The following is a 15,256-nucleotide window of genomic DNA, read 5'->3' as shown; positions in this document are numbered from 1 at the left end:
GGCGCGCCCGGTAGGGATGGAATGCCGGGTGGAATGCGATGCTCATACCTTGCGTACTCCCGCCTGGCCCAGCAGGCCGTCCGGCCGCATCGCCAGCAGCACGATCACCAGGCCGAAGGTGATGATCTGGGTGTAGCCGGAACTGATGTAGGTGACGATCAGCGCTTCGGCGATGCCGAACAGCAGGCCGGCCGCCATCACGCCCCAGGCGCTGCCGATACCGCCCAGGATGGCGACGGCGAACGCCTTGATGCCGAACAGCGTTCCCATCTCCGCGCTGACGTTGAACAGCGGCGCGATCAGGATGCCGGCGATGCCGGCGAAGCAGGTGGAAAGGGCGAACGACGCGGTGATGGCGCGCCGTATCGGGATGCCCATCAAGCGCGCGGCATCGCGGTTCTGTGCCACGGCCAGCAGGGCCTTGCCCCATCGCGTACGGCGCGACACCACATGCAGCGCGGCCGCCATGGCGAGGCCGACGGCGGGGATCACCAGATGCAGCGCATACACGCCCAGGCCGACGCCGCCCAGCGAAATCTGTTCGCCCACCAGCGGCGAGGGCAGGCTGCGCGGTTCCTTGCCGAAGGTGTGCATGACCACGTTGTCGAGCACGATGCCCAGCGCGACCGTGGACATCAGCCACGCATTGGAGCCCCGGCTGGCGAAGGGTCGGACGGCCAGCGCCTCCACCGCCATGCCGTAGACCGCGCAGACGGCAAGGGCCAGCGGCACGGCCAGCCACATGGGCGCGCCCGCGGACTGCGAGAAAGCGAAGCACAGCACCGCGCCCAGCATGACCGAACTGCCCTGGGCGAAGTTGACCGTGCCCGACACCGCGTAGGTCATGGTGAAGCCCAGCGCGACCACGCCATACATGCTGCCCAGGCTGATCCCGGTAATGAGCGCGGAAAGTAGCTGCATCGGCGGTCCTGCGCGCGTGCGGGCCGGTCAGGGCTTCATGCCGACGGGCACGATGCGGTTGTCGATGAATTGCGCCCAGACATAGTCGTTTTCCGTGAGGGCATCGTGCTGGGTGGGGCTGAAGGGATGGGAGTAAGTCTTGATCAGGCCCTGGTATTGATCGATGGCGTAATAGCCCTTGCGGATGGCATCGCCGTCGGTCGATCCGGCCTTTGCGATCGCCAGCGCGGTCAGGCGCATGCCGTCGTAGGCATTGGCCACGCCCACCGCGGGCGTGATATCGCTGGGCTGCTTGATGTCGGGGTACTTGGCCTTCAGTTCCTTCACGACCTGCTCGCCCACGGGCGAGAGTTTGCCGTAGAAGCTATAGGTCTGGACGAAATGCACGTTGCTGGCGTTGGGGCCGCCCAGTTCGGTGAAGCGGCCGCCGGCCACGCCCCAGTGCGAGACGACCGGCACCTTCCAGCCCATGCGGTCCATGGACTTCACCACCTGCGCGGCGGGGCCGACGTTGGCCACCAGGAAGATCGTATCGGCACCGGCCGCCTTCAGGCGGGTCAGCTGGGGCACGATGTCGACGTCGGTGGCTTCGAACTTCTCGCTGGCCACGGGGGCCATGCCTTTTTCCTTGAGCGCGGCGACCAGGCCTTTCTGGTTCGATTCGCCCCATGGGTTGTTGATCATCAGCAGCCCGAACTTCGACGTGTGGAAGGTCTTTTGGGCGTAGGCGAGCATGCCCTTGTCGACCAGTTCATCGACGGCCGACACGCGGAAGACGTAGTTGGGATTCGCGCCGTTGCGCGTGATGGCGGTGCCCGCGGCCCAGGGATTCATGAAGGGCACCTTGGCCTGGTTGGCCAGCGGCGCGATCGCCAGCGCCACCGGCGTATCGATGCCGCCGAAGAACACGGCGACCTTCTCGCGGTAGATCAGCTCGCGCGCGGCGGTCACGCCCTTGGCGGGATTGGATTCATCGTCGCGCCGCACCAGCACCAGCTGCCGCCCGCCCAGCAGGCCGCCTTGCGCATTGATCTCGTCGATGGCCGTCTGCAGGCCGCGCGTGATCGCCTCGCCCGACAGCGCGGACTGGCCCGAGAGCGCGGCGACGAGACCGATCTTGATGGGTTCGGCGCCCTGGACGGCGGGCAGCCAGCCCAGGCCGAACATGATGGCGGCGGTGGCTGCGGTGAAGGTGCGGCGGGATGGACGGATCATGGTTTCCCCTGTGCTGGTCCGGATGCGGTTGGCGTATCGCCGTGCGTGGCGCCAGGGTGTAAATGCAACATCCATGCCAACATCGGTTGCGTATGCGATCCGCCACACGCCAAAATTTTTGTCGTCGATCGGCGTTAATTTTTGTCGGCAAAAAATAGCCGGTTGGAGATAATGTCGCTGCATCGCGCGGCGCGCGCGAACGCGTGCCGGGCGCATCGATGCGCCAACACGGTGCGGCGCATGACGCGATACGTGCATGACGCACCGCTTTGTCGCATCGGGGACGATGCGGCGCCGCGGCCATGGGCGTGCCGCCGTCGCGGCGCGCGCCACGCCCTTCCGAGCCAAGCTAGAGGTCTTTCCGATGACGATGGTTTCCCGCTTCGACAAACCGGCCACGCACGACCGGTTCGACTATTCGCCCATCCATCAGCGTCCCGACTACCATTGGCCCGGCGGTGCGCGGCTGGCGGTCTACCTGGGGTTCAACATCGAGCATTTCGCCTTCGGCGAAGGACTGGGCGCGAAACTCGGCGCCGCGCTGGCGGAGCCGGACGTGCTGAATTATTCGTGGCGCGAGTACGGCAACCGCGTGGGCGCGTGGCGCTGCCTGGAGCTGTTCGACGCGCTGGGCTTTCCCGCCGGCATCATCGCCAATACCTCCGTGTTCGACCATTGCGAAGGGCTGATCGAAGCCTGCATGCGGCGCGGCGACGAATTGATCGGCCACGGCCACACCAATTCGGATCACCAGAGCACGCTATCCGAAGACCAGGAGCGCGCGCTCCTGGAGCATTGCCGCGATCGCATCGCCGCGCTGGGCGGCCGCGCCGACGGATGGCTGTCGCCCTGGATCGCCGAATCGCGCGTCACTACCGACCTGCTGGCGGAAACCGGTTACCGCTACACCTTGAACTGGGCCCACGACGACCAGCCGGTGCGCATGCGTACGCGCGGCGGCCAGCGCTTCTGGTCGATTCCCTATCCGCAGGAACTGAACGACATCCCGATGATCGTCGCGCGCCAGATGGACGCCAAGGACTTCGCCGGCATGATCGTCGACAACTTCGACGAGATGCGGCGGCAGTCGCGGCGCCAGCCGCTGGTGATGGGCATCGCGCTGCATCCCTATCTGGTCGGCCAGCCGTATCGGCTGCTGCATTTGCGCCGGGCGCTGGAGCACATCGCGCGGGCGCGCGACGACGGCGATATCTGGATCACGACGCCGGGCGCCATCTGCCGCCACGTCGACGCGCTGCCATGACGGCCGCGGCGAGGAAATCCGCCGCGCCGCGGCCCCGCGGCCGGCCCAAGGTGCGTCCCGCCCGGCTGGTATCGGCCAGGGCCGCGGCCAGGGGCGACGAGCAGCCCAACGACGGCGAGGAGCGGGTCTACCAGGCCGTCCTGCAAAGCGTGCTGGGCCAGCGGCTGAAGCCGGGCACCAAGCTGCCGGAGGCCGCGCTGTGCGAACTGTTCGGCGTCGGCCGCTCCCTGGTGCAGCGGGTGCTGCAGCGGCTGGCGCGCGATCACGTCGTCGAACTGCGGCCCAACCGCGGCGCCGTCGTGGCAGTGCCTACGCCGGAGGAAGTCGGCAAGCTGTTCGAGGCCCGGCGCGCGCTGGAGGCCGCCATCGTGCCTTTGGTGGTGCGGCATGCCACGCGGACGGACTACGCCATGCTGCGCCGGCATCTGCGCCAGGAGCACCAGGCCATGCGGCGTAGCGGGCAGGCGCAATGGGCTTTGCTGGCCAGCGCGTTCCATACCAAGCTGGCGGAGCTGTCGCGCAATCCCCTGCTGCAGCGGTATTTGATGGAAACCGTATCGCGCTGCGCGCTGGTGGTGGCGATCTACCAGCCCCCTGGCAATGCGACGTGCGAGCATGACGAGCATGCGCACGTGGTCGACCTGATCGAACGCGGCGAGACGGCCGCCGCCGTGCGCGCGATGGATCAGCACCTGCGCGACCTGGAGGCGCATATCAACATCGTCACGGAAACCGTGTCGGCCAGCCTGGCGGACATGCTGGGCCTGGCCTAGGTTCGCTCGACGCCGGCGGACATGCCGGCGTCGGCGGGTCAATCGCCGGCGATCGCCGGCATGTCTTCGGCGAGGGGCTCGCAGACCTCGCGCAGTCCGGCGTGCAGCAGGCGCACGGCCGGCGAAAACTGCTTGCGATGCGGGCAGATCAGGTTGAGGGGCGCGGGCTCGCCGGCGACATGCGGCAGGATCACTTCCAGCCGCCCGGCGCGGACGTCGGCACCGACATCCAGCCAGGACTTGTACGCGATGCCCTGGCCGGCCAGGGCCCAGCGGTGCACCGCGTCGCCGTCGTCGCATTGCATCGGCCCGGACACCGCCACGGTGCGGCGGCCGTCGCCTTCGCCGAAACGCCATTTGTCGTACGGGCGGCCGTGCATCATGTAGACCAGGCAGGCGTGGGCGGCAAGGTCGTCCACGCTGTGCGGCCGGCCATGGCGGGCCAGGTAGTCCGGCGCGGCGACCAGCACGCGCCGGTTGGCGGGCGCCAGCGGCAAGGCGACGAAGCTGGCGTCGCCGACGCGGCCGTAGCGCAGTGCCACGTCCACGGGATCGCGAAAGACGTCGGTGATTTGATCGGACAGGTACAGCCGCAGGACCAGCCCGGGATGCTGCCGCCGAAAGCCCGCCAGCCAGGGCAGGATCAGATTGCGGCCGATGTCCGAGGGGGCGGCGATCTGCAGCGTGCCCTGCAGCGCCGCATCGCACGGCTGCAGGCGCTCGCCGCCTTCGCGCAACGTGTCCAGGGCGCCGACCGCATAGGGCAGATACTGTTCGCCCTCGGCCGTCAGGCGCAGGCTGCGCGTGGAGCGGGCGAACAGGCGGATGCCCAGCTCCGCTTCCAGCCGCTTGATCGCCGCGCTGACCTGGCCGGGCAGCAGGTCGACTTCGCGGGCGGCATGCGAGAAACTGCCCAGCGCCGCGGCGCGCACGAATAGCGTAAGGTCGTCCAGGCGGATCATGTTTCCGTGCTTGTATGAGCGTTGGCGCATTGTGCCGCGTTTCCGCGCGGGCCGCTCCGCCACCGGCGGATCCGAGTTATCGTCTCGGGTTGAATCACTGAGCCAGCATCCCGGTGTCCCGACCGTCCCCGCCCTCCCTCCCGCCCGGCCTGATCGTCATCCACAGCAACCTGTCCGAGTCGCTGCGCGATGTGCTGGTCGGCTGGACGCGCGCCCATCCGCTGGGCCCGCTGGAGCGCGAGGTCGTGCTGGTGCAAAGCAGCGGCATCGCGCAATGGCTGAAGCTGGCGCTGGCGGCGGATCCCGCGGATGGCGCGGCGGGCGGCGGCGCGGGCATCGCCGCCGCCTTCGAATTCCTGCTGCCGTCCCGTTTCCTGTGGCGCGCCTACCGGGCGGTCCTGGGCGCCGCCGCGGTGCCGGAAGTGTCGCCCTTCGACAAGCCGCGCTTGATGTGGCGCCTGTTGCGCCTGTTGCCGGAAGTCATGGACCAGCCGGTGTACGCGCCCTTGCGGCGCTTCCTGCGCGACGATGCGGACTGCCGCAAGCGCTACCAGCTGGCCGAAAGGCTGGCCGACGTATTCGACCAGTACCAGGTCTATCGCGCCGACTGGCTGGCGGCGTGGGCCTCCGGCCGCGATACCTTGCCGCGCGACGGCGGCGCCGATCAGCCCTTGCCGCCTTCGCAGCGCTGGCAGGCGGCGCTGTGGCGCGCCGTCCTGGACGACGTCAAGGCGCTGGCCGCGCCCATCGGCGCGGCGCCTTCCTCGGACGGCCGTGCCGCCGTGCACGACGCTTTCCTGCGCCGCGCCGCCGCCTGGCCGGACGACACGCCGGTGCCCGGCCTGCCGCGCCGAATCATCGTTTTCGGTATTTCGACGCTGCCGCGCCAATCGCTGGAGGTACTGGCGGTGCTGTCGCGCTGGACCCAGGTGCTGATGTGCGTGAACAACCCTTGCGAGCATTATTGGGCGGACATCATCGAAGGCAAGGACCTGCTGCGCGCGGGGCAGGCGCGGCAACGGCGGCGCAGCGGCAGTCCGGCGCGCATCGACGATAACGAACTGCACCTGCATGCGCATCCGCTGCTCGCGGCCTGGGGCAAGCAGGGCCGCGATTTCATTGGGCTGCTCGACGAACACGATAGCGCCGACGCGCGCGAGCGCCTGGCCGCCGCGCTGGGCGGCGAAGCGCGCCGCCTGGACCTGTTCGAATCGGCCGGCGACGATACGCTGCTGCGCCAGCTGCAGGACGACATCCGCGACCTCAGGCCCTTGCGGGAGACGCGCGCGCGCTGGCCCGGCGTGGATCCCGGCCGCGATGCGTCGATCCGCTTCCATGTCGCGCACAGCCGTCAGCGCGAGGTCGAAATCCTGCACGACCAGCTGCTGGCGGCCTTCGATCAGGACGCGACGCTGCGCCCGCGCGATGTCATCGTGATGGTTCCGGACATCGAAGCCTATGCGCCGCATATCCAGGCCGTATTCGGCCTGCACGACCGCGACGATGCGCGCGCCATCCCCTACACCATCGCCGACCGCGTCAAGCGCCACGCCGATCCCTTGCTGCACGCGCTGGAGCAACTGCTGCAGCTGTCGCGGGCGCGCTTTTCCGTCAGCGAATTCATGGATCTCCTGGAAGTGCCGGCGGTGCGCGAACGCTACGGCATCTCCCAGGACCAGCTGCCGCTGCTGCACGCATGGATACGCGGCGCCAACATCCGCTGGGGGCTGCACGATGCGCAGCGGCAGGCGCTGGGCCTGCCCGCCAGCGGTACACCGGCCGCGCAGAACAGCTGGCTGTTCGGCCTGCGCCGCATGCTGCTGGGCTATGCGGTGGGCGCGCGCGCCGCGAACTGGCAGGGTATCGAACCCTATGACGATATCGGCGGCCTGGACGCGGCCCTGCTGGGGCCGCTGGTCGCCATCGTCGACAGCCTGGAACGTACCTGGCGGGAAATGTCCTCGCCGGCGCCGCCGGCGGTATGGGGGGAACGCCTGGCCGCGCTGCTGGAGCGCTTCTTCCAGCCCGGCGAAAGCACCGATGCCTATACCGTGCAGCAGTTGAACGCGGCTTTGCGCGAATGGCTGGACGTGTGCGCGGAAGCGGGCCTGGAAGAAGACCTGCCGCTGTCCGTGGTGGCGGAACACTGGCTTGCGCGCCTGGACGAAGGCGGCCTGTCGCAGCGCTTTTTCGGCGGCGCGGTCACCTTCGCCACGCTGATGCCGATGCGAGCCATCCCGTTCCGCATCGTCTGCCTGCTGGGCATGAACGACGGCGAATACCCGCGCATCCGCATGCCCATGGACTTCGACCTGATGGCCTACGACTATCGTCCGGGCGACCGCTCCAGGCGCGAGGACGACCGCTATCTGTTCCTTGAAGCGCTGCTTTCGGCGCGCGACCGCCTGCTGATTTCCTGGGTGGGCCGCAGCGTGCGGGACAACACGCCGCGGCCGCCTTCGGTATTGGTCGGCCAGTTGCGCGATCACCTGGCCGCGGGCTGGCGGCTCGCGCGCGCGGGCTTCGACACCGATGCCGATGTCAATGCCGATGCCGCGATCGACGCCGATGCGGACAGCGACGCGGGTATTTTCCCACCGGCGATACCGCAGCCCGACGAGGCGCTGCTGGCCGCCCTGACCACCGAACATCGCCTGCAGCCTTTCAGCCCCGCGTATTTCTCCGATCCGTCGTCCGCTTTCTTTACCTATGCGCGCGAATGGCGCGGTGGCGACGATCATGCCCCGCCCATGCGGGCGCTGCCGCCGATGGCGCGAGACGAGCCGCTGACATTGCGCGAGCTGGCCGATTTCGTCCGTGCCCCGGTGGATGCCTTCTTCAAGCAGCGGCTGCAGGTCAGCTTCATGCTGGAGGACGCCGCGACCGAGGACGTCGAGCCCTTCGTCCCGGACGCGCTCGAACAATGGCAATTGCAGGATGCCTTGATCCGCGCGCAGTCGCGCGCGCTCGAAACCGGCGGCGATTTCCTTGCCAGCCGCGAGGCCGAAGCCGCGCGCATCGCTCGCGCCGGCATGCTTGCCGATGGGGCCTTCGGCGCGCTGACGGCGCAGGACCTGATCGCGCCGCTGGACGATATGGCGGAACGCTACGGCAAAGCGCTGGCGCGCTGGCCGCATGCGGTACAGCGGGAATTTCCCGTGGCGGTCTCCGGCGCCGGGGGCGCGCCGGCGCTGGAGGATACCCTGGGGGCGTTCCGCCGCGACGACGACGGGCAGTATTGCCGCCTGCTGGTCGACAGCAGCAGCCTGATCCCCAAGGGAAAATACCGTGCCGCGCGCATCGTGCCGCATTGGGTGGCGCACGTGGCGGCCCAGCTGGCGGGCGACCCCGTCACCACCGTGGTCGTCAGCAAGGCCGGCGACGTGGTCTTCCCGCCTTTGGCGCGGCGCGAGGCGATGCGCTGCCTGCGGGCCTGGCTGCGCGGCTGGCAGGCCGGGATGTCGCGTCCGCTGCCGCTGGCGACGGCCGCCGCCTTCGAATGGCTGACACGCCATCCGACGCCGCCGGAGACGGATGCGCAGGCGGCATCGCTCGCCGGACCTGGCGATGACGGCGGCGAGGACGACACCGTGCCGCAGGCCTGGGACGGCCCGGACGGCGACGCTATTCCGGCCCTGCTGGATGCGCCCGCCGGGCAGGCCGCGCGCAAAGTGTACGAAGGGGCGGCGGAACAGCGCGGCGAGGTGGATGGCAGCCCGTATCTGCGCGCCGTGTACCCCGACTTCGCGTCACTGGCGCGCAGCGGCGAATTCTTCGCGCTGGCGCAAGGCTGGCTGCGGCTGATGCGCGCCTCGCTATATGCCGACCGCAACAAGGGCAAGACCGCCGCCGCCGGCCAGGAGACCGACCATGCCTGAATCCGGCCGCCGCGCGGGCAAGGCGACACAGGGCAAGGATGTGCCGGCGACGCCACTGGATGTGCTGCGCTTTCCGCTGCATGGCAGCCGGCTGATCGAAGCCAGCGCCGGGACCGGCAAGACCTTCACCATCGCGACCTTGTACGTGCGGCTGGTGCTGGGGCATGGCGGCGACGCGGGTTTCGAACGCCCGCTGATGCCGCCGCAGATTCTGGTCGTGACTTTCACCGAGGCCGCCACGCAGGAGCTGCGCGACCGCATACGCGCGCGGCTGGCGGAAGCGGCCGCGTACTTCCTGGCCGATCCCGATCGCGTGGCGCCGCGCGCGCCCGGCGAGGATCCGTTGCACGACCTGCGCGCCGACTATCCCGTGGACAGCTGGACGGCCTGCGCCCGCAAGCTCCAGCTCGCGGGCGAGTGGATGGACGAGGCAGCCGTCTCCACCATCCACGGCTGGTGCAACCGCATGCTGCGCGAACATGCCTTCGACAGCAACAGCCTGTTCCAGCAAACCCTGGAGGAGAACGCCGCGCCGCTGATGGCGGAAGTGGTGCGCGATTACTGGCGTGCGCATATCGCGCCGCTGGATGCGATATCCGCGGCGGAGGTGCGCGCCTGGTGGCCCGGGCCGGACGAGCTGCAGGCGCAATTGATGCCGGTGCTGCGCTTCGCCCCAGAACTGAAGGCGCCGCGCGATGACGGATTGGCGCGGCGGCTGGACGATGCCGGCGGCGCCGAGGCCGGCCGTGGCACCGGCGATGGCACGCGCGGCGAACCCGGCGACGAGATGCATGACGGCGCCGCCGTCGTCGTCGACGCAAGCGGTGTACGCGCCCCGTGCGATCTGCTGCACATGGCGCGCCGGCATCGCCAGGCCGTGCTGGGCGAGCTGAAGCAGCCGTGGCAGGCGTGGCTGCCGGAATTGCGCCAGTTGTTCGACGACGGCGTCGCGGCCAAGCGGGTCAACGGCCGCCAGATACAGGCGCGCTATTACCTGGGGTGGCTGGAGAACCTGCGCGCCTGGTGCGAGGACGCGGACGCCCGCATCCCGCAATTGAGCGAAACGGCCTGGCTGCGCCTGGGCCCCGGCCTGGACGAAGCCTGGAAGGGCGATCCGCCCGACCATCCGGCCTTCGCGGCCCTGGCCGAACTGCGCGAACGGACCCGCGCGCTGCCGGAAGCGCGCCACGACGTGCTGCGCCACGCCGCGGATTGGGTCAGCCGCCGCTTTGCCGGCGAGCAGGCGCAACGGGCGCAAATGAGCTTCGATGCCTTGCTGGACCAGTTGGACGCCGCGCTGGCCGGCCCCGGCGGCGAAGGCCTGGCCGATACGCTGCGCAAGCAGTTCCCCGTGGCGCTGATCGACGAATTCCAGGATACCGACCCCGTCCAATACCGCATCTTCGACGCCGTGTACCGCGTCGCGGACAACGACGCCGGCAGCGCCCTGATCCTGATCGGCGATCCCAAGCAGGCGATCTACGGCTTTCGCGGCGCGGACATCTACACTTATCTGCGCGCGCGCGCGGCGGTGGACGGACGCCTCTACGTGCTGGGCAGGAATTTCCGTTCCACCCTGCCGATGGTCGACGCCGTGAACCATTGCTTCCTGGCGGCCGAGCAGCGGCACGAGGGCGAGGGCGCCTTCCTGTTCCGCCGCGGCGACGGCAATCCCGTGCCGTTCATCCCCGTGCACGCCAACGATCGCCCGGATCGCCTGGTCGTGGCGGATGCCGCCATGCCGGCGCTGACGATGTGGTGGCTGCCCCAGCCCGAGGACGGCAAAGCCATGGGTACGGGTGCCTATGTGGAGACCATGGCCGACGTCTGCGCCTGCGAAGTCGCGCGGCTGTTGACGCTGGGCCAGCAAGGCCGCGCCGGTTTCGCGCCGCGCGGCGCGCTGCCGGCGCCGCCAGCGGACATGACGCCGCTGCGGCCGGCCGACATCGCCGTGCTGGTCGATACCGGGCGGCAGGCGCGCGCCGTGCGGCGCGCCTTGTCGCGACACGGCGTGCGCAGCGTGTATCTGTCGGAGCGGCAGTCCGTCTTCGCCAGCGCGCAGGCCGGCGAAATCGAATTCTGGCTGCGCGCCTGCGCGGAACCCGACGATGCCCGCGCCCTGCGCGCGGCCCTGGCTACGCCCACGCTGGGCGTGCCGTGGCAGGACCTGGACCGCATCGGCCAGGACGAACTGGAATGGGAGGCGCGCGTCCAGCAATTCCGCGGCTATGCCCGGCTGTGGCGCGACAAGGGCGTGCTGCCCATGCTGCGTCGTCTGCTCGACGACTTCGGCGTACCCGGCCGCCAGCTGGCCCCCGGCGCCGGCCCGGATGGCGGCGACGGCGAACGCGTGATGACCGACATCCTGCATATCGCGGAACTGCTGCAACAGGCCAGCACGCAACTGGATGGAGAGCACGCGCTGTTGCGCCATCTGGCCGAAATGCGCCATGCCGCCGGGCAGGGCGACGAGAACGACGCGCTGACCATCCGCCTGGAAAGCGACGCCGACCTGGTACGCGTCATCACCGTCCATAAATCCAAGGGTCTCGAATACCCGCTGGTATTCCTGCCTTACGCCGCCGCCTTCCGGCCCGTGCGGCCGGATGCGGTGCCGCTGTCCTGGCACGATGAAAACGGCGCGCTCCGGGTATCGCTGGTGCCCGATGCCGCGGGTCATGCGCGCGCGGACCGCGAGCGCCTGGGCGAGGACCTGCGCAAGCTCTATGTCGCGCTGACGCGGGCGCGCTATGCCACCTGGATCGGCGTGGCGCCCGTGGCCAACCTGCAAGACAGCGCCCTGGGTTATCTGATCGGGCATGGCCTGGCCCCGGAGCCCTCGTCGCTGCCCGGCACACTGGAAGCCTGGCGCGGCGGCCACGCCGACATCGACGTCGCGCAGGCGCCGTCGCCGTCCGGGATCCGCTATCTGCCCGATGTCGCGACGGCGCCCGCCGGCCACGCGCGCACGATGCGGCGCGGGGTGCGCGATCCCTGGTGGATCGCCAGTTATTCCTTGCTGCGTACCGCGCGCGACGCCGGCGCGCCGGAAACCGAGCCCGAAACCGCCCGCGAGGATGTCTTCCTCGAAACCGCGGGCACCGACACCGCGCCCGAGGCCGTGGACGATGCGGGCGACGCGCCGGCGCCGCCGGCCCCATCCGCATCGCGGACCTCCGGGCCGGCCGGAAGCGCGGGCACGCTGCACGCCTTTCCGTCGGGCGCCCAGGCGGGGACCTTCTTTCACGAGCTGCTCGAATGGGCCGCCGCGCAGGGCTTCGCCACGATCGCCGGCAAACCGGAAATCGTCCGCGATGCCGTGGCGCGCCGCTGCCAGGTGCGCAATTGGTCCGCCTGGACCGAACCGCTTACCGCGTGGCTGCTGGATGCGGTCGAGCGGCCCATGATGCTGCCCGGCCTGCCCGACGGCCCGGCCGTCGGCGTGGCGCTGGCCGGGCTGGCGGACTACATCGCCGAAATGGAATTCTGGCTGGGCGCCGACAATGTCGACGTGGCCGAGCTCGACCGCATCGTGCGCGCGTATACGCTGGACGGCGCGCCGCGGCCGGTCCTGGAGGCCACCCGCATCAACGGGATGCTGAAGGGCTTCATCGACCTGGTCTTCGAACACCAGGGCCGCTATTACGTGCTGGACTACAAATCCAACCGGCTCGGCGAAGACGATGCCGCCTACACGCGAACGGCAATGCGCGGGGCCATCATCGGTCATCGCTACGAGCTGCAGTACGCGTTGTATCTGTTCGCCCTGCATCGCCTGCTGCGCTCGCGCCTGCCCGATTACGATTACGACCGCCATGTCGGCGGCGCGGCGTATGTGTTCCTGCGCGGCATGCGGGCCCCCGATGGCGGCGTGTTCGCCGAACGGCCGCCCGCCGCGATGATGCACGCCCTCGATCGCCTGTTCGCCACGGCGCGCGCGCGCGAGGAGGCTGCCTGATGTTCCTGTCGACGATCGCGGATACCCCGGCCACGGCGGACGACGCGCGCCGCGACCTGCTCGGCCTGATGGACGCGTGGGCGGCGCATGCGTGGATACGCCCCATCGATGTCGTCTTTGCCCGCTTCCTATGGGAAGAGGTGCCCGATGCGCCGCCGCTGGCCATACTGGGCGCGCTGCTCGCCAGCCACCAGCTGGCGCACGGCCATGCCTGCCTGGATCTGGGCGCGGCGCTGGAAGACCCCGAAATGACGCTGGCGCTGCCGCCGGAAGGCGCCGACCTGTCCGCCTCCGATGCGCCGCTGCGTTCGCCCGCGACCCTGCTGGCCCAGGTCTCGCTCGCGCGCTGGCTGGCGGCGCTGGACGTGCCGCAGCTGGTCGGGCGCGGGCCGGGCGGCACGCCGCTGGTGCTGGTCGAACGCCGCCTTTACCTGCGGCGCTGCTGGCAATACGAGCAGGACATCAACGCCGGCATCGCGGCGCGGCTGGCGCGCAACCCCGGTCTGCAGGCGGCGTTGCCGCCGTCGCGCCTGCGCGCCATGCTGGACGCCTTGTTTCCGCGCGACACGGCCGGCGGCCTTGCGCCGGGCACCGATTGGCAGAAGATCGCCTGCGCCACCGCCGCCCGCAGCGCGTTCACCATCATTACCGGCGGCCCGGGCACCGGCAAGACGACCACGGTGGTCAAGGTACTCGCCGTGTTGCAGGCGCTGGCGCTGCGCGGGATGGCGGCCGCCGTCGCGCCCGACGATGCCCCGGCGGCCGGCAGCCCGCGGCCCTTGCGCATCCGGCTGGCCGCACCCACCGGCAAGGCGGCGGCGCGCCTGAGCGAATCCATCGCCGGCGCGGTGTCGCGCCTGCCGATCGGCGATCTGCCGGATGGCGCGGCCGTGCGGCAGGCGATCCCCACGAGCGTATCGACGCTGCATCGCCTGCTGGGCAGCCGCCCGGGTTCGCGCAAGTTCCGGCACGACGCCGAGCATCCTCTCGCGCTCGACGTGCTGGTCGTCGACGAGGCGTCGATGATCGACCTGGAAACCATGGCGGCCCTGCTGCAGGCGCTGCCGGCGCGGGGACGGCTGATCCTGCTGGGCGACAAGGACCAGCTGGCCTCGGTGGAGGCCGGTGCCGTGCTGGCCGATCTGTGCCGCGAGGCGCACGCCGGGCGCTACACGTCCGGCACGCGCGACTGGCTGGAGCAGGTCAGCGGCGAGCGCATCGGCGAGGACCTGCTCGACGATGCCGCCGGCACGCCCCTGGACCAGGCCATCGTCATGCTGCGCCATAGCCACCGTTTCGCCGCCGATAGCGGCATCGGGCGCCTGGCGTCCGCCATCAACGCCGGCAACCGGCAGGCGGTGGCGCGATTCTGGCGCCAGCCCCACGCCGGCGTGACGCGGCTGGCCGGCCGCGAATGCGAACGCGACTTCGCCGCGCTGGTCCTGGATGGCCAGGCCCGCACCGAACTCGAACTGGCGATGATGGGCGACCCCGCCGGCCATGGCCTGGCCGCTTCCGGCCCGGACGAGGGCCGCAACGGCGCGACCGATGGCGGCCTGGACGGGCGCGGCGATCCCGCGTCGGCGCCCGGCCCGCATGGCTACGCGCGTTATCTGCGCGTGATGCAGGCGTGCCGCCCCGCGCCGGGTGCCGGGCAGGAAGACCTGGACGATTGGGCCCGCCAGGTCCTGCGATCGCATGGTGCTTTCCAGTTGCTGACCACGCTGCGCCAGGGCCCCTGGGGCGTGGATGGCTTGAATCGCCGCGTGGCGCGGCTGTTGCACGAGCATGGGTTGATCGACGCCACGGACGGCTGGTACGCCGGACGGCCGGTGCTGGTGACGCGCAACGATTACGCGCTGGGGCTGATGAACGGCGACATCGGCATCACGCTGGCCTTGCCGGCGGGGCCCGGGCAGGCGGCGGTCCTGCGCGTGGCCTTCCCCATGACGGACGGCAGCGGCCGGGTCAAATGGGTGCTGCCCAGCCGCCTGCAGGCCGTCGAAACCGTGTTCGCGCTGACCGTGCACAAGTCGCAGGGGTCGGAGTTCGACCACGCCGCCGTGGTGCTGCCCGAGCGCATCAGCCCCATCCTGACGCGCGAACTGCTTTACACCGGCATTACGCGGGCACGCGCCTTCCTGACATTGCTCAGCCCGGGTGGAGACCACGTGCTGGAGCAAGGTATCGCGCGCCAGGTGCGGCGCGCCAGCGGCCTGCTGGCATAAGCGGGGCGCGCGCCCGCGGGCGGCGGCGGGGACCTTCGCCCTTGCGCGGCGGCCCGT

At 70.2% G+C, this 15,256-nt stretch carries 8 protein-coding genes; 5 read left to right on the top strand and 3 right to left on the bottom strand.

Annotated elements, in window-relative coordinates; translation table 11 throughout:
* Nucleotides 1–42: 42 nt before the first annotated feature.
* Together ACO1P8_RS11320 and ACO1P8_RS11315 are read right to left on the bottom strand one after the other, a co-directional pair.
* Nucleotides 43–921 carry a branched-chain amino acid ABC transporter permease gene (locus ACO1P8_RS11320; RefSeq protein WP_486295984.1) on the bottom strand — a complete coding sequence of 293 codons (879 nt, stop codon included), beginning with the start codon at nt 919–921 and terminating at the stop codon, nt 43–45.
* Between the two features lie 27 nt (nt 922–948).
* A complete protein-coding gene (locus ACO1P8_RS11315; RefSeq protein WP_486295983.1) occupies nt 949–2,136 on the bottom strand; it encodes an ABC transporter substrate-binding protein in 1,188 nt (395 codons plus the stop codon).
* A 370-nt stretch (nt 2,137–2,506) separates the two neighbouring features.
* On the opposite strand from ACO1P8_RS11315, the gene ACO1P8_RS11310 reads away from it, so the two are divergent.
* Both ACO1P8_RS11310 and ACO1P8_RS11305 read left to right on the top strand, forming a co-directional pair.
* The gene (locus ACO1P8_RS11310) at nt 2,507–3,400 is read left to right on the top strand and encodes a polysaccharide deacetylase family protein (RefSeq protein WP_094840556.1); all 894 of its coding nucleotides are present in this window, start codon (nt 2,507–2,509) and stop codon (nt 3,398–3,400) included.
* Entirely contained in the window at nt 3,397–4,173 is a 777-nt protein-coding gene (locus ACO1P8_RS11305; RefSeq protein WP_486295982.1) for a GntR family transcriptional regulator, read from the top strand. The genes ACO1P8_RS11310 and ACO1P8_RS11305 overlap by 4 nt, the downstream gene beginning before the upstream one ends.
* Nucleotides 4,174–4,211: 38 nt before the next feature.
* Here the strand turns inward: ACO1P8_RS11305 and ACO1P8_RS11300 are convergent, their stop codons facing one another.
* Nucleotides 4,212–5,135, bottom strand: coding sequence for a LysR family transcriptional regulator (locus tag ACO1P8_RS11300; RefSeq protein ID WP_486296059.1), 924 nt, complete (start codon nt 5,133–5,135; stop codon nt 4,212–4,214).
* A 113-nt stretch (nt 5,136–5,248) separates the two neighbouring features.
* Between ACO1P8_RS11300 and recC the strand changes: the two genes are divergently transcribed.
* From recC to recD, 3 genes are read left to right on the top strand one after another with little or no spacing between them, the layout of a single operon-like run.
* Nucleotides 5,249–9,013 (top strand): exodeoxyribonuclease V subunit gamma, encoded by a 3,765-nt coding sequence (recC, locus tag ACO1P8_RS11295; protein ID WP_486295981.1) that lies wholly within the window; start codon nt 5,249–5,251, stop codon nt 9,011–9,013.
* A complete protein-coding gene (recB, locus tag ACO1P8_RS11290; protein WP_486295980.1) occupies nt 9,006–12,971 on the top strand; it encodes an exodeoxyribonuclease V subunit beta in 3,966 nt (1,321 codons plus the stop codon). Before recC ends, recB begins: the two co-directional genes overlap by 8 nt.
* Nucleotides 12,971–15,199, top strand: a complete 2,229-nt coding sequence (gene recD / locus ACO1P8_RS11285; protein ID WP_486295979.1) for an exodeoxyribonuclease V subunit alpha — start codon at nt 12,971–12,973, stop codon at nt 15,197–15,199. Before recB ends, recD begins: the two co-directional genes overlap by 1 nt.
* Nucleotides 15,200–15,256: the final 57 nt, after the last annotated feature.

Source organism: Bordetella sp. (genome assembly GCF_057362025.1).
Note: the sequence above shows the minus strand (reverse complement) of the source record. Positions and strands in the feature narration are given on the sequence as shown.

Bases quoted from the DNA above. Each gene is read 5' to 3' on its own strand.
- ACO1P8_RS11320 (WP_486295984.1), bottom strand. From the start codon at position 921: ATGCAGCTACTTTCCGCGCTCATTACCGGGATCAGCCTGGGCAGCATG.
- ACO1P8_RS11315 (WP_486295983.1), bottom strand. From the start codon at position 2,136: ATGATCCGTCCATCCCGCCGCACCTTCACCGCAGCCACCGCCGCCATC.
- ACO1P8_RS11310 (WP_094840556.1), top strand. From the start codon at position 2,507: ATGGTTTCCCGCTTCGACAAACCGGCCACGCACGACCGGTTCGACTAT.
- ACO1P8_RS11305 (WP_486295982.1), top strand. From the start codon at position 3,397: ATGACGGCCGCGGCGAGGAAATCCGCCGCGCCGCGGCCCCGCGGCCGG.
- ACO1P8_RS11300 (WP_486296059.1), bottom strand. From the start codon at position 5,135: ATGATCCGCCTGGACGACCTTACGCTATTCGTGCGCGCCGCGGCGCTG.
- recB (WP_486295980.1), top strand. From the start codon at position 9,006: ATGCCTGAATCCGGCCGCCGCGCGGGCAAGGCGACACAGGGCAAGGAT.
- recD (WP_486295979.1), top strand. From the start codon at position 12,971: ATGTTCCTGTCGACGATCGCGGATACCCCGGCCACGGCGGACGACGCG.